At 46.7% G+C, this 22,206-nt stretch carries 20 protein-coding genes; 6 read left to right on the forward strand and 14 right to left on the reverse strand.

Features of this window, described 5'->3' with window-relative positions:
* Positions 1-689: 689 nt before the first annotated feature.
* The 9 genes from BUB81_RS03825 to rpmH form a co-directional block, all read right to left on the reverse strand.
* Positions 690-1,508 carry an ATP-binding protein gene (locus BUB81_RS03825; RefSeq protein ID WP_073318404.1) on the reverse strand — a complete coding sequence of 273 codons (819 nt, stop codon included), beginning with the start codon at positions 1,506-1,508 and terminating at the stop codon, positions 690-692.
* A gap of 5 nt (positions 1,509-1,513) precedes the next feature.
* A complete protein-coding gene (locus tag BUB81_RS03830; protein WP_245819107.1) occupies positions 1,514-2,206 on the reverse strand; it encodes a DnaT-like ssDNA-binding domain-containing protein in 693 nt (230 codons plus the stop codon).
* The gene (gene mioC, locus BUB81_RS03835) at positions 2,173-2,613 is read right to left on the reverse strand and encodes an FMN-binding protein MioC (protein WP_073318410.1); all 441 of its coding nucleotides are present in this window, start codon (positions 2,611-2,613) and stop codon (positions 2,173-2,175) included. The genes BUB81_RS03830 and mioC overlap by 34 nt, the downstream gene beginning before the upstream one ends.
* Before the next feature lie 94 nt (positions 2,614-2,707).
* Complete coding sequence (gene mnmE, locus BUB81_RS03840) at positions 2,708-4,090, reverse strand: tRNA uridine-5-carboxymethylaminomethyl(34) synthesis GTPase MnmE (protein ID WP_073318413.1); 1,383 nt, start codon at positions 4,088-4,090, stop codon at positions 2,708-2,710.
* A gap of 6 nt (positions 4,091-4,096) precedes the next feature.
* Entirely contained in the window at positions 4,097-4,579 is a 483-nt protein-coding gene (locus BUB81_RS03845; RefSeq protein WP_073318415.1) for a YajQ family cyclic di-GMP-binding protein, read from the reverse strand.
* A gap of 101 nt (positions 4,580-4,680) precedes the next feature.
* Entirely contained in the window at positions 4,681-6,345 is a 1,665-nt protein-coding gene (gene yidC / locus BUB81_RS03850) for a membrane protein insertase YidC (protein ID WP_073318418.1), read from the reverse strand.
* A 10-nt stretch (positions 6,346-6,355) separates the two neighbouring features.
* Positions 6,356-6,604: a membrane protein insertion efficiency factor YidD gene (yidD, locus tag BUB81_RS03855; protein WP_217653449.1), complete on the reverse strand. Its 249-nt coding sequence runs from the start codon at positions 6,602-6,604 to the stop codon at positions 6,356-6,358.
* Positions 6,589-6,948, reverse strand: a complete 360-nt coding sequence (gene rnpA / locus BUB81_RS03860) for a ribonuclease P protein component (protein WP_073318424.1) — start codon at positions 6,946-6,948, stop codon at positions 6,589-6,591. The genes yidD and rnpA overlap by 16 nt, the downstream gene beginning before the upstream one ends.
* Before the next feature lie 15 nt (positions 6,949-6,963).
* On the reverse strand, positions 6,964-7,098 hold the full coding sequence (gene rpmH / locus BUB81_RS03865; protein ID WP_014290886.1) for a 50S ribosomal protein L34: 135 nt from the start codon (positions 7,096-7,098) through the stop codon (positions 6,964-6,966).
* A gap of 557 nt (positions 7,099-7,655) precedes the next feature.
* On the opposite strand from rpmH, the gene dnaA reads away from it, so the two are divergent.
* From dnaA to BUB81_RS03890, 5 genes are all read left to right on the forward strand, one after another.
* The gene (gene dnaA / locus BUB81_RS03870; protein WP_073318427.1) at positions 7,656-9,176 is read left to right on the forward strand and encodes a chromosomal replication initiator protein DnaA; all 1,521 of its coding nucleotides are present in this window, start codon (positions 7,656-7,658) and stop codon (positions 9,174-9,176) included.
* A gap of 33 nt (positions 9,177-9,209) precedes the next feature.
* Entirely contained in the window at positions 9,210-10,313 is a 1,104-nt protein-coding gene (gene dnaN / locus BUB81_RS03875) for a DNA polymerase III subunit beta (protein ID WP_073318430.1), read from the forward strand.
* Positions 10,314-10,445: 132 nt separating this feature from the next.
* Positions 10,446-11,540 carry a DNA replication/repair protein RecF gene (gene recF / locus BUB81_RS03880; RefSeq protein ID WP_073318433.1) on the forward strand — a complete coding sequence of 365 codons (1,095 nt, stop codon included), beginning with the start codon at positions 10,446-10,448 and terminating at the stop codon, positions 11,538-11,540.
* A gap of 7 nt (positions 11,541-11,547) precedes the next feature.
* On the forward strand, positions 11,548-13,968 hold the full coding sequence (gene gyrB / locus BUB81_RS03885; RefSeq protein WP_073318436.1) for a DNA topoisomerase (ATP-hydrolyzing) subunit B: 2,421 nt from the start codon (positions 11,548-11,550) through the stop codon (positions 13,966-13,968).
* 175 nt (positions 13,969-14,143) lie between these two features.
* Complete coding sequence (locus tag BUB81_RS03890; protein ID WP_073318439.1) at positions 14,144-16,867, forward strand: M14 family zinc carboxypeptidase; 2,724 nt, start codon at positions 14,144-14,146, stop codon at positions 16,865-16,867.
* Between the two features lie 110 nt (positions 16,868-16,977).
* On the opposite strand, the gene BUB81_RS03895 is transcribed toward BUB81_RS03890, so the two are convergent.
* The 3 genes from BUB81_RS03895 to glyQ all read right to left on the reverse strand — a co-directional run bounded on the left by BUB81_RS03895 (position 16,978) and on the right by glyQ (position 20,477).
* Positions 16,978-17,418, reverse strand: a complete 441-nt coding sequence (locus BUB81_RS03895; protein WP_073318442.1) for an early set domain-containing protein — start codon at positions 17,416-17,418, stop codon at positions 16,978-16,980.
* An 81-nt stretch (positions 17,419-17,499) separates the two neighbouring features.
* The gene (gene glyS / locus BUB81_RS03900; protein ID WP_073318445.1) at positions 17,500-19,569 is read right to left on the reverse strand and encodes a glycine--tRNA ligase subunit beta; all 2,070 of its coding nucleotides are present in this window, start codon (positions 19,567-19,569) and stop codon (positions 17,500-17,502) included.
* A gap of 2 nt (positions 19,570-19,571) precedes the next feature.
* Positions 19,572-20,477 (reverse strand): glycine--tRNA ligase subunit alpha, encoded by a 906-nt coding sequence (gene glyQ / locus BUB81_RS03905; protein ID WP_073318449.1) that lies wholly within the window; start codon positions 20,475-20,477, stop codon positions 19,572-19,574.
* A 190-nt stretch (positions 20,478-20,667) separates the two neighbouring features.
* Between glyQ and BUB81_RS03910 the strand changes: the two genes are divergently transcribed.
* Positions 20,668-21,249, forward strand: a complete 582-nt coding sequence (locus BUB81_RS03910) for a DNA-3-methyladenine glycosylase I (protein ID WP_073318452.1) — start codon at positions 20,668-20,670, stop codon at positions 21,247-21,249.
* Here the strand turns inward: BUB81_RS03910 and BUB81_RS03915 are convergent.
* Both BUB81_RS03915 and yihI read right to left on the reverse strand, forming a co-directional pair.
* Entirely contained in the window at positions 21,213-21,698 is a 486-nt protein-coding gene (locus BUB81_RS03915) for a DUF2489 domain-containing protein (RefSeq protein WP_245819108.1), read from the reverse strand. The two genes, BUB81_RS03910 and BUB81_RS03915, sit on opposite strands and share 37 nt — an antisense overlap.
* Before the next feature lie 6 nt (positions 21,699-21,704).
* On the reverse strand, positions 21,705-22,193 hold the full coding sequence (yihI, locus tag BUB81_RS03920) for a Der GTPase-activating protein YihI (protein ID WP_073318455.1): 489 nt from the start codon (positions 22,191-22,193) through the stop codon (positions 21,705-21,707).
* Positions 22,194-22,206 lie beyond the last annotated feature (13 nt).

A 22,206-nucleotide genomic window follows, 5' to 3' on the forward strand; every position in this document is an offset into this window, starting at 1 on the left:
ATTTATATAGCAAGACCAGATCTGTGTATAACCGCCTTTTCCCATTTAATTACATATTGTTACGCGATCAATAAGATCTGGAATACCCCGATCACAAGTACAGTGTGATCCTGTGTATAAGGGGCGCTTTTATCCACAATCAGATTACTCCTCGATCTTATCAAAATTGAGATCAAAGCTTGTACACAACTAGTCTGCAGAGGTTATGCACAGCAGTGATCTAGCTTTGATCTAGTTGGGGATAAGTTGTTGAATAGATCAGTGATCAGATCGCACCAATATTGATATTACGCGGTGTGTAGCGCGATCTGAGTGTGGAAAAGAGTTATTCAGATCAGACGTTAATGATCGCGAGATCAGATCGTCTTTGGTTCGACACTATTTTTGAGAACGGTGATGTTGTATTGCAAATAATGACGTTTTTATCGCTGTTTTATTGCCTGATAGTCATTATTTTATTGCGGTAGACCCTGAATTCACGGTGATTTACGTAATAGTTGTAGCTAGGTAGATAAGTAAAGGCAGATATTGATTTATACAACAGTATTGCTTGCTCAATGGCTGACAGGCCTTGTAAACAAGGGGCTAGCACGTTGTTTGGTGGAAATGGGGAAATGGAACTGAGGCCCACAAGACGCTCAGGAGAGTGTTAGGGGCCTGGAGATTGACTTAACGCAGTTAATATTAGCTTAGCGTACCTGGTTTGGCTGATACTGCTGTTTGGGACTGAGGTCTTCTTCGTCCAGCGTTAGGCCAGTGCGACGGCTTGGGCCTGAAAATTTGACCTTGTAGGTGTCGTATTCTTTGATCGATTCAAAGCAGTAACGGCCAAGTGCATGTTCCAGATCGCCCAGAGAGTGGTTGGTGATCAAGATACAATTTTTCTTGTTAACCAAGCGCTGCCTAAGAAGATTACCCAGCCAGCTTTGTGCGTTCTTCTTTAAAACGGTTTCATTTACGCACACTTCGTCGAGGATCAGCATGTCTACATCAAGCAGTTCCTGATTGGCTTCACGGAATTTCTGGCCGATATTGTCCTGAGCGCTGAAATCATATGCTGCATAGCGCATTTCCAGCAAACTGGATAACTGTCGGTACAACACCGTGATCTCAAACTGTTCAATAAGCTGATGCGCAATGGCCCCTGCAATATGGGATTTGCCTCGTCCGTAGTCACCATAAAAGATCATCATATGCGAGCCCGCTTCCCGCCAGGCTCTGTCTTCGTGTGCGGCAATAAACGACTGTGCAATGCTCACAGCCTCTATAACGTCGTCGCTGTCTTCAATCAGATTGTTGAAAGTCCAGCGCGGGTTCAGGTCAGAACGGCCGTGCAGGGCGTCGATACGCTGTCGCTTACTTTGCTGTTGAAGCTGATTTATCTCCTGATTCGCTTTTGCTTCGTAGTCTTTGCGTAAGGTCTTGTAATCAATGTATTCAGATTCATTGGGCACGGGTTTACCCAGTGCTTTAGCGAGTGAATTTAATCTGTCTTTAAATGAATCCATAGCGATCAACGATTGTTAGATTTATTGGCATATTTAGCCACCAGTTTACGCGCATTATCGTCGGCTTCAATGCCTGCTTCAACTTTCACTATCTGATTCCCGACTTTCTTCACTGCCTGATAGCCTTTGGCAGTGCGACGGGTTTTTAGTGAATGCACGAACTTTTGGGTCCATTGATAGGCACTCAATACCACTTCTGGTCGTCCTAACCAGTACGCGACAAACTCGCCGGTGTCTTCCTGTTCGTAGTGGGTATCGATGAGGCCAATCAGGTTGGCTAACTCATTAAATACGTTTGTCTGAGGCTGCCAGTTAGCGTGCATAGCATGTCGTTGCTGATGCAGTGAGGCGTACTCTGGTTGCTCATGCGTAAGGGGTAACAGCAATCGCTCGCCGTTCAGTGATGCCTCAAAAGACAGCGATTCTGGAAGAGAAACCAGTCCTGCTTGTGCCAATTGTTCAATAAGCTGATTGATATCACGTCCCCGGGTAAAGGGACCGTCGTTCGAATTGCCATTTACCAGCGTTAGCAGCGATTTGTACTGGAGTGGGGCGCTGACCATCGTATTGGTGTTTACCGTAGGTCTTAAGCCGAGGCAATACAGTACACGTGCGTCGTTTGACAGCGGTGATGTTAATGCGTTGAGCTCGGCCTGGGTGTACATCAGTCCAGGGTATCCAGAATAGGTTCGAACCATTCAATAGCTTTGTCTTCAGGAATCGGGTGATGCAGCACGTCAATTAACAGGGGTTCAGACATGATTTTTGCTCCACCGTCATTCAGCAGTTTTTCCATTGCCATAGCGCCGTGACAGAACGTATCGTAGCTGCTGTCACCCAGGCCAATGACGAACGCTTCCACATCTGACAGATCTTCATCTTCCAGTTGTTTAGCAAAAGGCTGAATGTTTTCGGGTAAATCGCCGGCACCGTGTGTTGAGGTACAAATAATCCAGGTGGTGTCTTCGTCGATATCATCGATATTCGGCTCCAGCAGCACACTGACTTTGTTGCCGCGTTCGCGGATAAGATTTGCTATTGCGTCGGCAACGTATTCACTGGCGCCTAATACAGAGCCAACCAGCAGGGTGAAATGACGATCCATAGAACTCCTGATAAACAAGTTTGTCGTCTTAGATAATGGCGGGAGTATATCAATAGCCTGCTATTTTGTTTAGCAGGCTTTGTGAATGAGGCGATTATTTGCCGATACAAAACGATGAGAAAATACGCCCCAATAAATCGTCGGAGCTAAACTCGCCGGTAATTTCGCTGAGGTGTTGATGCGCTAGTCGCAATTCTTCTGCCAGCAACTCGCCAGCCAGGTTGTCGTGCAACTGTTGTTCACCGATTTGCAGATGTTCAAGGGTATTGTCGATGGCATCGATGTGACGGCGTCGCGCAATAAACTGACCTTCGGTGGTGGTGTCTAGACCCATGCTTTGCGATAAATGATCGCGTAACAGTTCCACGCCTTGTCCGGTATTGGCTGATAGCGAAATAACACTGAAAGGGCCGTGCGGGGTATCTACCTGCTGCAACGTAACGTTGTCGCCGGAAATATCCGCCTTATTGCGGATCACTGTCACCGGCATGCCTGCTGGCAATCGTTGCATGAACTCTGGCCAAATCTGGTATGGGTCGATATCACTCGATGTGGTGCTGTCCACGACAAACAATACGCGATCCGCATCGTTTATGGCTTCCCAGGCCCGGGCTATGCCAATTTGTTCGACCTTGTCGGGGCTATCGCGTAACCCTGCCGTATCGATAACATGCAAAGGCATACCGTTTACGTTGATGTGTTCTTTCAACACATCGCGAGTGGTGCCGGCAATGTCAGTCACAATGGCGCTTTCCCGGCCCGCCAGGGCATTGAGCAGACTCGATTTACCGGCGTTTGGACGACCTGCAATGACCACCTGCATACCTTCGCGGAGCAGGGTACCTTGTTTGGCTTGTTCGCGAATGTGGTTGACGTCGCGAATAATATCGGCCAAATCCTGGGTGACCTTGCCATCAGACAGGAAATCGATTTCTTCGTCTGGAAAATCAATGGCTGCTTCAACGTACATACGAAGGTGGATGATGGCTTCAGACAGTGTGTGTATGTGTTTTGAAAAATCACCCTGTAACGACCGCACTGCGCTTCTCGCAGCTTGCTTGGAACTGGCGTCAATGAGATCCGCAATCGCTTCTGCCTGAGCCAGATCCAGTTTGTCATTTAAAAATGCCTGTTCACTGAATTCACCGGGGCGTGCCAGTCTGACCGACTTAATTTGCAGTATGGCTTCCAGCAGCATGTCCATAATAACCGGACCGCCATGGCCCTGAAATTCCACGACGTCTTCACCGGTAAAGGAATTTGGGGCTTTGAAGTACAGGGCAATGCCCTGGTCGATGACTTCCTGGTTGGCATCGTGAAAGCCGGTGTAAGTCGCAACACGCGGCGTGAGCTCTACATTCAGCAACGCTTTTGCCACGTCGAGGGCCTTAGGACCGGATACGCGGATAATACCCACGCCGCCACGGCCTGGCGGCGTAGCCTGGGCAACAATGGTGTCGGTGTGAGTAGTCTGCATACTGAATTAATCGCGGAAGTTATTAAACTGGAATGGTTGGCCGAGGTCGGCCCCTTTTACCAACGCAATGGCTTCCTGCAGGTCATCACGTTTTTTGCCGGTCACGCGCAACTGGTCGCCCTGAATGGCCGTTTGTACTTTTACTTTCGCGTCTTTGATCAGCTTAACGATTTGCTTGGCAACTGGCTGTTCAATGCCTTCTTTAAACGCAATTACCTGACGGCAGTTCTTACCGGTTTGCGTGTGAGGTTTGCAATCGATTGAGGCTGTATCCAGACCGCGCTTTGCACATGCATTACGGAACATGGATTCCATTTGTTGCAACTGGAATTCGGCTTGTGCATGCATGGTGACTTGTTTGTCTTTGTATTCGAACTCAGCTTCTACACCACGAAAATCAAAGCGCGTCGACAATTCGCGGTTTGCGTTTTCGGTAGCGTTTCTGACTTCTTCCATATTGATTTCTGACACAATATCAAATGATGGCATGAGGGTTTCCTTCTTATTAAACAAAGCCCGCAAAGGCGGGCTCGTTCACAGTATCTGTTATACGTACAGATACTGTGGATAAATGGATGACGCTGGCGTACTTATTTATTAATACCGCGTTTTTCCATAGAGGCATAAATCATTTTAGCCTGTATCAGCGTGATCACGTTACTGATCAACCAGTAAAGTACCAGACCCGCCGGGAACCAGATGAAGAAGATACTCATCATCACAGGCATCCATTGCATGATTTTTTGCTGCATAGGGTCGGTCATGGTAGTGGGTTGCAGCTTTTGCAGCATCCACATACTTGCACCCGTTAATACCGGTAGTACAAAGTAAGGGTCCATTACCGACAAGTCAGTGATCCACAGAATAAAGCCAGCGTGACGCAATTCCACACTCTCTAGCAATACCCAGTACAGCGCCAGGAAAATAGGCATTTGTAACAGCAGTGGGAAGCAACCACCCATCGGGTTAACTTTTTCCTTGCGGTACAGTTCCATCATCGCCTGAGACATCTTTTGGCGGTCATCGCCAAATCGGTCTTTAAGCTGTTGCATCTTAGGCGCCAGGTTGCGCATTTTCGCCATCGACTCATATTGCTTCTTGGTGAGCCAGTACATGGCGCCTTTTACGATGATAGTGATCAGGATAATAGCAACACCCCAGTTACCAACCAGGTCATGCAGAATCTGGAGTAATTTGAACAGGTACTTGGAAATCATCCACAGTGGGCCGTAGTCCACGGTTAAATCCAGGCCTCGGGCAAGTTCTGCCAGTCTGTCCTGATCTTTCGGACCCAGGTACAAGGTGCTGCTCAGTGTAAGAGCCTGACCAGATTCAACAGTGGAAGAAGCGCCTTTGTAACCAATAATGGCGTATTGGCCATTCACCATAAGGCTGTACAAGGTGTTTGTTTCATCTTGTGGCGGCACCCAGGCTGACACAAAATAGTGCTCCAGCATACCAACCCAGCCACCTACCGTGGTTTCACGTAGCCTTTCGTCTTCAATATCGTCGAAGCCGTATTTGTTGTAGCGGTCGTCCTGAGTTGAATAGGCAGCACCACGATACGTTGGCATAAACATGTTTCCGCCTTTCTGTTCGGCGGTGGTTTGTTTTAGCTGTGCGTATTGTTCGAACTGAGCAGGCTGACCAGAATTATTGGTAATGGTGTATTCAACCTTCACGTCATTGCGGTCGCGATAAAACGTAAAGGTTTTGGTTACGCTGATACCGGCATTGCTTGACCAGGTTAATGGAACAGACAGTGAATCACCTTCCAGATCGTAATGCGACGACGCTGCCTGATACAACGGGCGGCCTGAAGCGTTACCGTCCGGACCATCGCGTCCAACCAATCCACTTTGCGCTACATACAGTCCGTTTGCTGGGCGAAGTAAGCTGTAAGGCTCGTCAGAGTCCTGAGTAACCGGGAATTTCAACAAATCAGCTTCTACTACATCACCGCCAACCAGGTTGATGGTGAGGTCCAGAGTATCTGTTGTTACTGTGATAGTGCTTTGCGAGGCACTTGCTGAAGCCTGCACCGCAGGTACATCATCGCTCAGCGCCAGTGGCACATCTTCGCTTCCGGTTGAAGGAACAGAGGTACTGGCTGAAGGCACGCCGGCTGCTACTTGTGTGGTGTCTTGAGCAATCGGTTCAATGGGCTTAGGACCGTAGTCTTCGTGCCATTGTTGCCAGAGTAAAAAGCTGACAAACGCGAGTGCAATAATGAGAATACTTCGTTGCGATTCCATACTGGGCTCTTTATTTTGAGTGTTTGTTATGTTCGTTGTGGGGTACTGGGTCGTATCCACCTGGGTGCAAAGGGTGGCATTTTAATATGCGTTTGATAGATAACCAACCGCCAATTAACAATCCGTGTGTTTTTAATGCGCCTAAGGCATAAACCGAGCAACTGGGATGAAACCGACATCGCTGTCCTAGCAGTGGAGAAATAAACCACCGATAGAAATAAATGATAAGTAGTGGAATCGCAATTAATGCGAATTGCAGCGCTTTGCGAGCTTTTTCCATAACTTGTCCAGTACCGCATAGATTTCATCATTGGTTAAATTGTCTGCACCGGTTTTGCCAACCACCACTATATCAATATTGGGCAGCTGTTGGGTGCGATGACGAAAACTTTCTCGAATAAGTCGTTTGATTCTATTTCGCTGATTTGCTTTGCGAATACGCTTTTTGGCTAAGGTAATGCCAATGCGGGGGTGACCTAATTGATTAACTCTACCAAGGACGGTAAATGTTGGAGAAACAGCGGGAGTAGCGTTGTCGAAGACAAATTTAAAGTGGGAGGGAGTAAGAAGCCTTAACTCCCTGGAAAACTGATTTTCGCCCACTTTTGGTAAATACCATTAAGCAGAAAGGCGAGCACGACCCTTAGCACGGCGGGCTGCAAGTACTTTACGACCATTTTTAGTCGCCATACGTGCACGGAAACCGTGAGAGCGTTTACGCTTTAGGTTGCTCGGTTGAAATGTTCTTTTCATGACCAAAGTCTCACTTATCGTGGTTAAACATACTTAATGCATCACGATAAAAATCTACCGCACTGCAAAAGGACGCTGAATTCTAGAGATCTAAAGGGCTTATGTCAATGCCAACCGCAGTTAAATTAACCAAATATGCAGTTTATTTTTATGTGGCGGCGAGTCCTGGAATCTGGTTTCTGTGAATAACTCATTAGTCAAGTAAAATTATCCACAGATTTATTATTATTTTGCTTGATTTTGAGGTTGATCTAATGTGGATCCTGTACTGATCGCCTATACAGGATCATGGATCTAATTTATGCGATCCAGATTGGGTATTTTGTTTTTTCTTTATTAAACATAAGATTAGCGATTTTGGTATAGAATTAATTCACGATCCGGATTTACATTGGATCGAATAAGTAAGATAATCCACAGGCTGTACGCAAAGATCGCGAATTTTGCCAATAAGCAGTAATAAAAGACATCTGCTTGTCACGTGATCCCTTACACAGAATAAACTCTGAAAATCAATAAAATTAAAGCCCTCAGCTAGAACGGAGCATAATAATAATATGTCTTTATGGAATCAGTGTCTGGAGCGTTTGCGCCAGGAACTGCCGACTCAGCAATTTGTGATGTGGATAAGACCACTCACATCGGAACAGGACCACACTGCTGTTACCTTGTATGCTCCGAATCGGTTCATCCTTGATTGGGTGCGCGAAAAGTACCGTGACAAGATTAATCAACTGTTTAATGAATTCGCAGGCAGCGATGCGCCACAGTTGCGTTTTGAAGTTGTTCAGCGTCGTCCGGCTACGGCTTCCGGTCCTGTAAGCGCAGCGCAGTCAGCACAACCTTCTTCTGGTGCGACGCCAGCGATCCCCAGATCGTCGGTGACTAATGCGAATAATATACAGCCTGCTCCGTCATTAGGTCAGCCTGTTCAACAACAGTCACCACCACCTCATCCTCAACACGTTGTTACTACACCACCAAGTCAGCTTAAGCCTGTCGTTAACAAGCAACCGACAGCCGCAAAAGTGGTGCCGATTCCGGAAGGGGTGAGTCATAAGAGCAACATTAACCCGAACTACCAGTTTGATAACTTTGTTGAGGGTAAAAGTAACCAGTTGGCGAGAGCAGCAGCCAGTCAGGTAGCGAATAACCCAGGCGGTTCTTATAATCCTCTGTTTATTTATGGTGGTACGGGTTTAGGTAAGACGCACTTATTGCATGCGGTAGGCAATGGCATCATGAACAATCGCACAGATGCCAAAATTGTGTACATGCATTCAGAACGTTTTGTACAGGACATGGTTAAAGCGTTGCAGAACAACGCCATTGAGGACTTCAAGCGGTTTTACCGGTCTGTCGATGCGTTGTTGATCGATGACATTCAGTTTTTCGCTAATAAAGAACGGTCTCAGGAAGAGTTTTTCCATACCTTTAATGCCTTATTGGAAGGCAACCAGCAAATCATACTGACATCAGACCGCTACCCGAAAGAAATAGATGGGGTAGAGGACAGATTAAAATCTCGCTTCGGCTGGGGTCTCACGATTGCAATCGAGCCACCCGAGCTGGAAACGCGCGTTGCGATTTTGATGCGCAAGGCGGCAGAAAATAATATTCATTTACCTAACGAAGTCGCATTCTTTATTGCTAAACGTTTGCGTTCAAATGTTCGTGAACTGGAAGGGGCACTAAACCGGGTTATTGCTAATGCAAACTTTACTGGTCGCCCGATTACTATCGACTTTGTTCGTGAAGCGCTACGCGATTTACTCGCGCTGCAAGAAAAGCTGGTTACGGTTGATAATATTCAGAAAACGGTGGCTGATTATTATAAAATCAAAGTATCTGATATCCTGTCTAAACGACGTAGTCGTAGCGTTGCTCGCCCAAGACAAGTGGCAATGGCGTTGGCCAAAGAGCTAACAAACCATAGCTTGCCTGAATTGGGTAATTTGTTTGGTGGCAGGGATCACACAACGGTACTGCATGCCTGCCGTAAAATAGAGCAGCTAAAAGAAGAAAGTCATGATATAAAAGAAGACTATAAAAACTTAATCAGAACACTGTCTTCTTAAATCTATCACTAACAAAGGCGAGATAAGAATTCGATGAACTTTACCATCAGCCGGGAAAATTTCTTACAACCACTGCAACTAGTGTCTGGTGCGGTTGAAAGACGTCATACACTGCCGATACTGTCTAATGTACTTATTAAGGTTAGTGAAGGCGCACTATGGTTAACCGGTACAGATTTAGAGGTGGAGCTCATCTCTAGTGTTAAATTAGAGGGTGATTTTGCCGAAGGTGAAATTACGGTACCGGCTAAGAAGTTATTTGATATTTGCCGTGGTTTATCTGAAGGCACAGAGATCAATTTTTCGCTTGATGGTAACAAAGCCCTAATTCGAGCGGGTCGTGGTCGTTACACGTTATCCACCTTATCTGCCAGTGACTATCCAAATCTGGAAGACTGGGAAGGTGAATTAGAATTTGAAGTCTCCGGTGCAAACCTGAAACGCCTTATCGACAGTGTTCAGTTCTCGATGGCTCAGCAAGACGTTCGCTATTACCTGAACGGTATGTCTTTGGAAACAGAAGAGCATCTGGTTCGCACGGTTGCAACAGACGGTCACCGTCTAGCGTTATGCCGCATGGAATACACTGAAGCGACACTGTCAGCACGTCAGGTTATCATCCCGCGTAAAGGTGTGCTCGAAATATCACGTTTGATCGAAGACGACGATAAGCTGCTGAAGATTCAGATAGGTGCAAACCACATTCGTTTGTTTTCGTCTGAATTTATTTTTACCAGTAAGCTAGTAGACGGTCGCTTCCCTGACTATCGCAGAGTGCTACCTAAAGACGGTGATAAAGTCATTATTGCGAAAAAGGACGTACTGAAAGACGCGTTTTCTCGTGCCGCTATTTTGTCTAACGAGAAGTTTCGTGGCGTTCGTTTGAACATATCTTCTGGCGAGTTAAAGATTACTGCTAACAATCCAGAGCAAGAAGAAGCCGAAGAGATTGTAGATATCGATTATGATGGTGATTCGTTAGAAATTGGTTTTAACGTTGCTTACTTAATCGATGTACTGAATTCTCTGGTATCGAATGACGTTAAAATTAACCTGACTGATGCTAATTCCAGTGCGTTAATTGAAGATGCTGCAGACGATGCAGCGTTGTATGTCATCATGCCTATGCGTCTGTAATTCAGGCCACATTTATCCTATATCAAAATGCCCATTGTGATTTGAAATGAGTTATTCAATGACAACGGGCATTTTTTGTTTAGTGAATCCCACTATATTCTTTTTATCAAATGTATTTAGCCGGAGTGGTTTGTGTTACTGACTTCTCTAGCTTTAACGACTTTTCGCAATTTCAATTCAGCTTCTTTGACGCCTTCGCCATCGTTGAGCATTATTGTCGGCAAGAATGGCAGTGGGAAATCTTCCTTACTCGAGTCTATCCATTATCTTGGATTTGGACGATCTTTCAGAACCAACAAGCATCAATCTGTGATTCAACGCGAGTCCAATGCCTTTACAATTTTTGCTCAGTGTGAAAATGAAGAAGGGGACGTGTCTAAGATTGGACTAACCCGAAGTTTGTCTGAACAGTTTCAGTGCAGCATAAATGGCGAACATTCTAATCGACTGAGTGATTTAGTTAGCTTGTTGCCTGTTCAGCTATTTACACCACAGAGTACAGACCTGGTGATTGGCTCTCCGTCTGAACGTCGTCGTTTCTGTGATTGGGGATTGTTCCACGTGGAACAATCTTATGCTGGTCTCATGAAGCAATATGCAAAAGTATTAAAAAATAGAAATGCATTGTTAAAGGTAGGAATCACTCAATCTAACGATAAGGAACAGATTGCGTACTGGGACCAGCAGTTGTGTATATTGGGAGATCGCATCGATTTACTGCGGAAATCCTATGTGGAACGTTTAATTCCGCTATTTAACCGCACTTGTGAGCAATTTCTACCTGAGTTTTCCGTAGAAATTTCGTATTATAAGGGGTGGGAAAAAGACCGCAGTTTAAACGAAAGCCTGTTGAATAAAATGGCTTATGATTTAAAAATTGGACATACTTCGGTTGGTCCTCACAAAGCCGACCTAAGGTTTAAAGTGAATAGTGTGCAGGCCCAGGAGTTGTTGTCCCGAGGACAATTGCGAATGGCCGTAGCAGCTTTACAGTTGTCGCAAACAAAACTGTTTACTCAAGAGACGCAACGCCATGGGATATTCCTATTGGATGACATAGGCGCTGAACTTGATGCAGACAAAAGAGAAAGATTCATTGATGGCTTAATCGAGACGGGAACACAAGTATTTGTTACCGCCATTGAGCAAGAGCAACTTGAATTTGTGAATAAATATAAAGACAAAAAGATGTTTCACGTGGAACATGGTAACGTGAGCGAGGAGTAAGAACTAAATGTCAGAACAGAACAGTTATGATTCTTCCAGTATTAAAGTTCTGAAAGGACTGGATGCCGTAAGAAAGCGCCCTGGTATGTATATTGGTGATACCGATGATGGTACAGGCTTGCATCACATGGTGTTCGAGGTTGTAGATAACTCTATCGATGAGGCGTTAGCAGGTCACTGTTCCGAAATAAACGTGCAGATTCATACAGACGGTTCTGTCTCTGTTTCTGATAACGGTCGTGGAATACCAACCGAAATCCACCCAGAAGAGGGTGTATCTGCTGCTGAAGTTATTATGACTGTACTGCACGCCGGTGGTAAATTTGACGATAACTCTTATAAAGTATCGGGTGGTTTGCACGGAGTAGGTGTATCGGTTGTAAATGCGCTGTCTAGCAAATTGAAGCTGACTATTCGCAGAGCAGGCAAAACTCACGAGCAAGAATACCAGCATGGTGTACCGCAACAGCCATTAGCTGTTATTGGTGATACCGATAAAACCGGAACCAGTGTTAGATTTTGGCCAAGCAGCGATACGTTCTCAGACACCTTGTTTCACTATGATATTTTGGCAAAAAGACTGCGTGAGCTGTCTTTCCTTAACTCAGGCGTATCAATTAAATTGCGCGATGAGCGTGATGGTAAGGAAGATCACTTCCATTATGAAGGCGGTATTCAGGCTTTCGTTGAATACCTGAACCGAAACAAAACACCAATTCATCAAAAAGTATTTCATTTCTCCAGTGAGAGAGAAGACGGTATTTCTGTTGAAGTTTCTATGCAATGGAACGATGGCTTCCAAGAAAATATCTACTGCTTTACCAACAACATTCCTCAGCGAGACGGTGGTACTCACTTAGCTGGTTTCCGTGGTGCTTTAACGCGTACCCTGAATAGTTACATGGAAAATGAAGGCTTAAACAAGAAAGCAAAAGCATCAACCAGTGGTGATGATGCCCGGGAAGGTTTGACCGCAGTTGTATCGGTAAAAGTGCCCGATCCAAAGTTCTCTTCACAGACTAAAGATAAGCTCGTTTCATCAGAAGTGCGTCCTGCAGTTGAAACCGCGATGAATGAGAAGCTGGCAGAGTTTCTGTTGGAGAACCCAACAGAGAGTAAAATCATTGCGGGTAAGATCATCGACGCGGCCCGTGCTCGTGAAGCGGCGCGTAAAGCCCGTGAGATGACTCGCCGTAAAGGTGCGCTGGATTTGGCTGGCTTACCCGGTAAGCTCGCTGACTGTCAGGAAAAAGACCCAGCCCTTAGCGAACTGTACATAGTGGAGGGTGACTCTGCAGGCGGTTCAGCAAAGCAGGGCCGCAACCGTAAGAACCAAGCTATCTTACCGTTGAAAGGTAAGATCCTGAACGTAGAAAAAGCACGATTCGATAAAATGCTGTCGTCGCAAGAAGTCGCAACGCTGATCACAGCGTTAGGCTGTGGTATCGGACGTGATGAATACGACCCAGAGAAACTACGCTATCACAGCATCATTATCATGACCGATGCTGACGTGGACGGTTCTCACATCCGTACGCTACTGTTAACGTTCTTCTATCGTCAAATGCCTGAGATTATCGAACGTGGTTATGTTTATATCGCTCAGCCACCTTTGTATAAAGTGAAAAAGGGTAAACAAGAGCAGTATCTGAAAGACGATGATGCGCTTACTAATTACCTGACGTCCATAGCGGTAGATGGCGCTGAACTGTACACAGCGGAAGGTGCTCCAGCTATTAAAGGCGTTGCACTGGAAAGTCTGGTAAATCAGTACCAGGGCATTGAGAAGATGATTGCGCGCATGCATCGTGTAATGCCACCAAGCTTGTGGTACAAACTGATTTACACCAAAACATTGTCTACCAGTGACTTGAATAATGAAGAGGCACTGAGCGCGTTCGCAACCGAGTTTACAGACGCACTGGCTACACAGGAAACAGATGGTGCCCTGTACAAATTCGAAATCAAACGCGACCAGGAGCGCAGTGAATTCTATATCTCCATCATTATGCGCATGCACGGTATCGACTATGAGTACAACTTAGGTCGTGACTTTATCGAATCCGCTGAATATAAGCGTATACGCGAACTCAACGACGCCATCAATAACATGATGGAAGAGGGGGCCTATGTTAAGCGTAACGAGCGTACAGAGCCTGTGAGCCAATTTAAACAGGCACTGGATTGGTTAATGAACGAAGCGAAGCGGGGGCAGTATATTCAGCGCTATAAAGGTCTGGGTGAAATGAACCCTGACCAGCTTTGGGAAACGACAATGGACCCGGAAAGCCGTCGTATGCTGCAGGTAACCATTGAGGATGCAATTGGCTGTGACCAATTATTTACAACCTTAATGGGCGACCAGGTTGAACCACGCCGTGCCTTCATTGAAGCCAACGCACTTAACGTTGAAAACCTGGATGTCTAGCAAAGCGATTAGCATCAGCACAACCTAATAAACAATGTAAATCAAAGCCCGGCTAGTAAGTCGGGCTTTTTTTGTCGACCACATCACTAAATGCGCCTTTTACTGACATAGTCATCTCCCCCTAAGCGTGCTTAAATAACTCAAATAATCAAAAACAAAACGACTTGGAACTTTTATGGCTACATTAAGTGCTTTAAATAAGGCTGTGGTTGCAGCCTGTTTAACCGCTGTAACAATGGGTGTGTCATTAGACACACACGCAGAAAATACAACATCGTCTACACACATTACGGGGAAATTTGAATACTGGCCGGGTACGCAATACAGCCAACAAATTCCAACAACAGAGGCTGTGTTGGGATACCAGATTGGAGAACGAATTTCACGCCATAGCGACATGGTTAAGTATTTTGAAGCCTTGGCCAAAGCCGCCCCTGATCGCATAAAACTATTTAATTATGCTGAAACCTGGGAAGGGCGAACACTCATCTATGCAGTAATAGGCAGTAAAGAAAACATCGCCAACTTAGATAGCTTTGCTGAGAAAATGCAAAAGCTGACGTCACCAGACTCGATTAGTAAAAATGAAGCGAAGTCACTCATCAGTTCGTTACCCAGTTCCGTGTGGTTAGAGCACGGTGTGCATGGAAACGAAATCAGCAGTACCGATGCAGCAATGCAAACTGCTTATCATTTGTTGGCCGCACCGCAAGATCCGGTGAATAAGACTATTCTTGAAAACACCCTGGTGTTTATCGACCCACTGCAAAACCCCGATGGTCGCGCGAGATTTGTTAGCCGTTACTATTCGACTGTTGGTTTGAGCCCCAGTGATGATAGGTTGAGTGCGGAGCACAATGAACCCTGGCCACGAGGCCGAAGCAATCATTACCTGTTCGATATGAACCGCGACTGGCTAGCCATCACACAGCCAGAGACAGCAGGGCGGGTAAAAGTAATAAATCACTATAAGCCTACCGTTGTTATTGACCTGCATGAAATGGGTGGTGATGACAGCTATTTCTTTGTTCCTGCGGCCCAACCTATTAATCCGCATATGCAGCCTGATCAACTAGCCAATAATGTGCTTATTGGGAAGAACAATGCTAAGCATTTTGATGATTTTGGGTTTAGCTATTTTACCCGTGAAGTCTACGATGGTTTTTATCCGGGCTATGGCGATAGTTGGCCAACATTCTATGGCGCGTCGGCGGCAACGTATGAAGTTGCGTCTACCCGAGGTGAAATCTTCAAAACCCGTACCGGCGAAATCAGGCACTATCGCGATACAGTACAACGTCATTTCGTTGCCGCAATAAGCACGGCAGAGGCAACGGCGGTAAACAGAGAAAAAATCCTAAACGACTTTTATGACTATCAGGTCGACGCCGTTGAAGCGGGTAAAAAGGACAAGAAGGAGCGTACCTTTATCCTACCAAATACCCGTGACGTAGCGGGAACACATCGCCTGGCAACATTAATGGCCCAGCATGGTGTTAAGGTGCAACAGGCTACCGAGGCTTTCAAAGCCTGTGGTGAACGCTATCAGGCCGGTGCGTATATTATCGATACCGCTCAACCCAGAGGTCGTTTCGTTAAGACTACATTTACCCAACAGGTTGACATGCCCAAAGCGTTTATTGATGAGCAGGAGCGTAGACGCGCCAGAAAGCTCAGAGACGAGATTTACGACGTAACGGGATGGTCATTGCCTCTGATGTTTAATATCGACACAGCACGCTGTGGAAGAAGCGTAGAGGTAGAGAGCCGTATTGTTTCTGCCGACGATAAACTGACACAGCCGTTTACCAATCCGGACGCAAAAGTAGCTTATCTCGTTCCCTGGGGAGACATGGCGGCGGGGCGATTTTTAACCGCTGCATTGCAAGCAGGTATCTCTCTTAAAAGCGCGGATGAAGCGTTTAGCATGGGAGATAAACATTACCCGGCAGGTACCTTGGTTATTGAGCGCCACGCAAACGAATCAACGTTGCCAGGGCTGATGCAAACACTTGCTGAACAAACCGGCGCAAGGATTGAAGGCGTTGATACCAGTTGGGTAACCAAAGGGCCGAGCTTCGGTAGCGATAAGACTATCCAGATGACTGCCCCGAAAATTGCTATGGCATGGGATGAGCCTACCAGTTCTCTCAGTGCGGGTAATACGCGCTTTGTCATTGAGCAGCAGTTCAACTACCCGGTTACGGCCATACGTGCTGACAGGTTACGCTGGGCTGATTTGAGTCAGTATCAGGTACTTATTCTACCATCGGGTAACTACAGTCGTGATTTAGGAAAAGCAGGCGCCGACAATATTGGTAGTTGGGTAAGCCGTGGTGGCGTGTTAATTACGCTTTCAAATGCAACGCAGTGGGCTGCCAGTGAATCCGCTGGTCTTCTCGATGCGAAGCGGGAATATGCGTACAGTGAAGAAAAGAGCAAATCAGCTAAAGACGGTAGTCTGGTTGAAGGGACACATATTGAATCAAAAGACGGTTTAATTGATGCCATTGAAAATGACAAGGACATGCCAGATAGCGTGGCGGGTGTGCTGGCCAATGTAGACGTTGATCAGGAACACTGGTTAACCGCGGGCGTGAATCCGCGTGTTGTGGGCATGGTGTATGGCAATGACATCTACGCACCGGTGAAGCTCGAAAGCGGCAAAAACGTCGCTTGGTTTGCGTCGAAAGACAATGTATTAGCCAGTGGTTACTTATGGGAAGAAAATAAACCCCAACTGGCTTATAAACCGTTTTTAATTCATCAGCCGCACGGAAGAGGGATGGTCATCTCATTTACCCAGGAGCCGACATCACGTGCTTATCTTGATGGACTCAATGTGATGTTCCTGAACACTATCTTTCGGGGAGCTGCGCACGCGAATCCGGTGAGATAGGTTAGCGCTAAAAGTACGAGACAGAAAAAATAAAAGCAGGCCGTTGGGTAACCAACAGGCCTGCTTTTTTATATTTCAGTTAATTTCACATTCCAAAAAGCCGGCTGGCCTCAGGGTAATTTTGATACCGTTAGCGCAATTCCACTTGAGCGTTGGCCCTCTACGGCAAAACGGTATGTGCCCGTTTTACCCGGCGTGAATTGCAGATTTTCAGCATACTCGCCGCAAGTGAGGATCACTTCTTCATTGACTGCAACGGCATAACCTTTGTAACTGCTGCCGCAAGTCTGTTCGGTAGTCCAGGTTGCATTTGAGAACTTAAAGTCATAAGGCTGTTGGTCCGCAATTAATTCTACATCTACATACCAACCCTTTGCTGACGCGGTGAGTTGATAGCGAGGCTGGGCCTCCCACCAGTTAAATACACCGCGCAGATACCAGTCGCTGAAAACAATTTCAGGCTTCTGTGGCGTAAAAATAGGGTATTGAGAGGTTTGGGAACACGCCGAGAGAATCATCAAGGGTGAGAGTAATAACCAACGTTTCTGCATTACAACTCCGAAACTGTGTTGAGTAAGCCCGATGGTATATAACTACCGGGCTTACTTAAAATTACGCGTTTAAGCCGTGACTTACTTTGCCAGCAAAGATACGTCAGCGGTGGTTAAGAACAGTTCTCGCAAGGCTAGTAATAACGCCAGTCGATTTGCTCTTACGGCTTCGTCATCAGCCATTACCATCACGTTGTCAAAAAACGCATCAATACTTGGACGTAAGGTGGCCAGCGTGTTTAGTACATAGCCGTAATCACGTTCACCAGCGGCTTTATAAATACCGTCACTGATCGCTTCAATATCACTTGCAAGTTGCTGCTCTGCAGCTTCCTGAAGCAATGCGTTGTTCACACTGGCATCACCTTCCACATTGTTCTTGGCAAGGATATTGGCAACACGCTTATTAGCAGCGGCCAAGGCTTCAGCAGCGTCATTGGACTTGAATTCAGCAACAGCTTTAACACGCGCCAGGTAGTCAGTAGGTTGAGTCGGACGACGCGCTGATACCGCCTGAATCACATCAATCTCGATGTTCTGGTCTTGCAGCAACGCATTGAAGCGGCCCAGAATAAAATCAACAACCTGTGTTTGAGTGTCAGTATTCGTCAACTTATCACCGTAGATGCTGACAGCGCGGGCAATGATATCTTCCAAATCGATGACCAGAGATTTCTCGGTAATGATACGAAGGACACCAATTGCGGCACGGCGCAGGGCAAATGGATCTTTGTCGCCTTTAGGCAACTGGCCAATACCAAATATACCTACCAGGGTGTCAAACTTGTCGGCCAACGCGACAGCAGCACTCTCTAATGACGACGGTAACACGTCACCGGCAAAGCGCGGCATATACTGTTCATACAAAGCGTTAGCAACGACTTCTGATTCACCGTCATGCAGAGCGTAATATTTACCCATCACACCCTGTACGTCAGGGAATTCCATAACCATGTTGGTCATCAGATCGGTTTTAGACAATAGACCCGCACGGTTTGCTTGCTGCTCATCACCGCCTATAACGCTCGCAATGTACCCAGACAAAGACGCAATGCGATCAGATTTGTCTTTCAATGTGCCCAGTTGTTTCTGGAATAACACGGTATCCAGCGAGTCCAAACGCGACGCCAGAGTTTGCTTTTTGTCGGTGTTAAAGAAAAACTCAGCGTCGGCCAGGCGAGGGCGGATAACCCGTTCGTTACCACCAATTACCTGACTAGGATCCTGACTGTCGATGTTGCTGACAAACAGGAACTGGTTGGAAAGGCTACCATCGCTGTTTAGCAAGGGCACATACTTCTGGTCATCCTTCATGGTGTAAATAAGTGCTTCTTTCGGCACATCCAGGAAGGTTTCGTCAAAGCTGGCCTGCATAACAACCGGCCATTCTACCAGTGCGGCAATTTCGTTGAGTAGGTCTTCATCGTAGTCAGCAGTAAGCGACAGTGATGCTGCGCGTTCGTTTAGCGACGCTTCAATAGCACTGGCTCGGGCTGCAAAGTCGGCAACCACAAAATGATCCTGCATGGCTGATAAATAATTATCGGCGTGATCCAGTTCAAAACGCGGCTCACCATGGAAACGGTGACCTTGCAAGGTACGCCCGCTGCTCAATCCCAGCACGGCAATATCAATTAACTCGTCGCCATAAAGTGCACACAATGTGTGAACCGGACGAATAAACTGCGTAGTGTAATTACCCCAACGCATTGGCTTGGGAATAGGCAGCTTGGAGACGGCTTGCGTAACTATACCCTCCAGCAGTTCTGCAATGCCTTTACCCTTTACCGACGCTTTGTAGAGTAACCATTCACCTTTGTCGGTTGTCAGTCGCTCTGCGTCTTCAACGGCAATACCGTTACCGCGTGCCCAGCCTAATGCGGCTTTAGTCGGCTGGCCTTCCGCATCGAATGCAGCGGCAACAGCCGGGCCACGTTTTTCGACGACTTTGTCTTGTTGACTGTCTACTAATGCTTCAACACGCACGGCTAAACGGCGTGGAGCGGCGTACCAGACCACACTGTTAAACGACAGTTCTGCCTGAGTAAGCGCTTCTTCGATATTATTGGCAAAACTACTGCCCAGTTGCATCAGGGCTTTTGGTGGTAGTTCTTCTGTGCCTAATTCTACTAATAAATTCTCGGTACGCACCGTTACTGCTCCTTCTGGCAAAGCGGGAATCCAAGTGCTTCACGAGCCTGGTAATAGGCTTCTGCACAGGCTTTCGCCAGGGTTCTGACTCTTAAAATGTAGCGTTGTCTTTCTGTCACTGAAATGGCGTGACGTGCATCTAACAGGTTAAATGCATGGGATGCTTTCATAACCTGCTCATAGGCAGGCAAAGGCAGGTTTTGCTCAATCAGATGCTGGCTGGCCGCTTCGCATTCGTCAAACGTGTTGAATAACGCGTCTACGTTTGCGTGTTCAAAGTTGTAAGCTGACTGCTCAACCTCGTTCTGATGGAAAACATCACCGTAAGTTACAGTTCCCATAGGGCCGTTAGTCCACACCAGATCGTAAATACTGTTTACGCCCTGAATATACATAGCAAGACGTTCCAGACCGTAGGTAATTTCACCGGTAACGGGCTTGCATTCAATACCACCAACTTGCTGGAAGTAGGTGAACTGAGTCACTTCCATTCCGTTCAGCCACACTTCCCAGCCCAGACCCCAGGCTCCCAGTGTCGGTGATTCCCAGTTGTCTTCTACGAAGCGAATATCGTGTACAAGCGGATCAAAACCCAGCTCTTTCAGCGAGCCCAGGTACAGTTCCTGAATGTTGTCAGGCGATGGCTTCAGCATTACCTGGAACTGATAATAGTGTTGCAGGCGGTTTGGGTTTTCGCCGTAGCGGCCATCAGTCGGACGTCTGCACGGTTGTACGTAAGCGCTGCTAATTGGCTCCGGGCCCAAAGAACGCAAAAACGTCATGGGGTGGAATGTACCCGCACCCACTTCCATATCCAGTGGTTGAATAATAACGCAGCCTTGTCTGGCCCAATAATCCTGTAAGGCAAGGATCAAACCCTGAAATGTTTTAATATCGTACTTGTGCATACATTAACGACTATAACTGACTGATGACTAAAAGGTGGGTTAGTATACAGTCTGAAGGCCTGTGAATGTAGGCCTAAGGGTGGATTTAATCGGCTGAATTGCCCATTTTTAGGGCTTTTTTAGTACTGGCTTGTTATTCTGCCGTTACACAAAACATCTTCGTCAGTTTGATATGGCCTGGGAGGGCTTTATGACAATTACACGCTGTGGTTGGGTATCGGATGATCCAATCTATCAACAATACCACGATGAAGTGTGGGGGCGACCTGAATTAAACGACCAGCAACTGTTTGCGAAGTTGTGTTTAGATGGTCAGCAAGCCGGACTAAGCTGGATTACCATACTGAAAAAACAGCCTGCCTTTGAACAGGCTTTTCATCAGTTTGACCCGGCGAAGGTCGCAGCAATGACTGACGACGATGTGGAAAGGTTAATGACCAATAAAGGCATTATTCGTAGCAGAGCTAAGATTAAGGCTATTATTCAGAATGCCAGGGCCTATCTGACCCTTACAGAAACACAGTCATTTAGTGATTTCATTTGGCAGTTTACCGACTATAAAACCATCGTGAATCGATGGGAGGACTACCGCACTGCGCCCACGTCCACATCGGAATCAAAAGCCATGGCGAAAGCGCTAAAAAAGGCGGGCTTTAAGTTTGTGGGGGAAACGATTTGTTATGCCTTTATGCAAGCCGTCGGCATGGTCAACGACCACACCATCGACTGTCATTGCTATAACAAAATTTGCGAGTTGGCCAGAGAGGGCTGACGCTCTTCACAATATTGTATGATGGCGGGAAGTTCACGCAACACGACTGACTCGTGTTGTTCTTCAATGATTTCCCGCGCTTTGTCTTCGGCAAATCGCTGCTTTTTGGATAGCGCTTTGCGGTCGTCCAGAATAGCAAAACCACTGACTTCAACAAACAATGCGTGCATCGCCGGGAATTTCGCCTTGTAGTCTACCGGTGTTGTTTCGGGCAGGGCCGCAAACAACCGGCAAATACGAATAGCGCCTTCAGACACATTACACTGTTGCTGCTGCATAGCGCGTGAAATGGTATGGATACTTTCGAAAATGGTTTCCATACGCTGCGCTCGCGCTGCCTGTTGCTTCTTAGTCTGTGCTTGTAACTGGAATAACAATTTGCCGGCGTAGACACCCAGTGCCGCAATAATTAACAGACCTATTGAGGCCAGCACATACCACATCATCATTAAGCGTTACCTGGTGTAGTCGTCTATGTTGATTGAATCGAGCTTATCGAAGTCGTCCAGATCATCGTCGTCTTCATCTTCGTCATCACGGATACCCATGAGGTCACATAAGATGCGATGGCGAGCCATCTTTTCATCGACATAGCGTTGCTGTTCTGCGGTCAGCGTCTTGCCTTCGTCCAGTTTGTCTAGCAACGCCGACAAGCGGCCATCAGCTTCCAACGCAGCTAATTCTTCAGCGGGTGTTGCATATTTGCGTTGCGCGGGTTTAACCGGACTCTTAACCAGCTGCACCGGTTTTTTACTGCCGTGGCGAGGATCTTTTGATACTGCGCCGCTACTGGTTTGAGACTTCGTCGTCTCTACATTGTGGCGACTGCCTGGCGGCTTGCCCTTGTGCTTTTTAACGCGACCGGAAGATTTCTCATGTACGTAGTCCGGGTCTTTTCTGACACCGATCAAACCTACTTTGCGCGATTTTCTTTGTTTAGCCATACACTTTGTATTC

The sequence above is a fragment of the Marisediminitalea aggregata genome (genome assembly GCF_900129565.1).
GTDB lineage: Bacteria > Pseudomonadota > Gammaproteobacteria > Enterobacterales > Alteromonadaceae > Alteromonas > Alteromonas aggregata.

Excerpts from the sequence above, each read along its gene's own strand:
- BUB81_RS03825 (WP_073318404.1), bottom strand. The coding sequence starts at position 1,508 with ATGGATTCATTTAAAGACAGATTAAATTCACTCGCTAAAGCACTGGGT.
- BUB81_RS03830 (WP_245819107.1), bottom strand. The coding sequence starts at position 2,206 with ATGGTTCGAACCTATTCTGGATACCCTGGACTGATGTACACCCAGGCC.
- mioC (WP_073318410.1), bottom strand. The coding sequence starts at position 2,613 with ATGGATCGTCATTTCACCCTGCTGGTTGGCTCTGTATTAGGCGCCAGT.
- mnmE (WP_073318413.1), bottom strand. The coding sequence starts at position 4,090 with ATGCAGACTACTCACACCGACACCATTGTTGCCCAGGCTACGCCGCCA.
- BUB81_RS03845 (WP_073318415.1), bottom strand. The coding sequence starts at position 4,579 with ATGCCATCATTTGATATTGTGTCAGAAATCAATATGGAAGAAGTCAGA.
- yidC (WP_073318418.1), bottom strand. The coding sequence starts at position 6,345 with ATGGAATCGCAACGAAGTATTCTCATTATTGCACTCGCGTTTGTCAGC.
- rpmH (WP_014290886.1), bottom strand. The coding sequence starts at position 7,098 with ATGAAAAGAACATTTCAACCGAGCAACCTAAAGCGTAAACGCTCTCAC.
- dnaA (WP_073318427.1), top strand. The coding sequence starts at position 7,656 with ATGTCTTTATGGAATCAGTGTCTGGAGCGTTTGCGCCAGGAACTGCCG.
- dnaN (WP_073318430.1), top strand. The coding sequence starts at position 9,210 with ATGAACTTTACCATCAGCCGGGAAAATTTCTTACAACCACTGCAACTA.
- gyrB (WP_073318436.1), top strand. The coding sequence starts at position 11,548 with ATGTCAGAACAGAACAGTTATGATTCTTCCAGTATTAAAGTTCTGAAA.
- BUB81_RS03890 (WP_073318439.1), top strand. The coding sequence starts at position 14,144 with ATGGCTACATTAAGTGCTTTAAATAAGGCTGTGGTTGCAGCCTGTTTA.
- BUB81_RS03895 (WP_073318442.1), bottom strand. The coding sequence starts at position 17,418 with ATGCAGAAACGTTGGTTATTACTCTCACCCTTGATGATTCTCTCGGCG.
- glyQ (WP_073318449.1), bottom strand. The coding sequence starts at position 20,477 with ATGCACAAGTACGATATTAAAACATTTCAGGGTTTGATCCTTGCCTTA.
- BUB81_RS03910 (WP_073318452.1), top strand. The coding sequence starts at position 20,668 with ATGACAATTACACGCTGTGGTTGGGTATCGGATGATCCAATCTATCAA.
- BUB81_RS03915 (WP_245819108.1), bottom strand. The coding sequence starts at position 21,698 with ATGATGATGTGGTATGTGCTGGCCTCAATAGGTCTGTTAATTATTGCG.
- yihI (WP_073318455.1), bottom strand. The coding sequence starts at position 22,193 with ATGGCTAAACAAAGAAAATCGCGCAAAGTAGGTTTGATCGGTGTCAGA.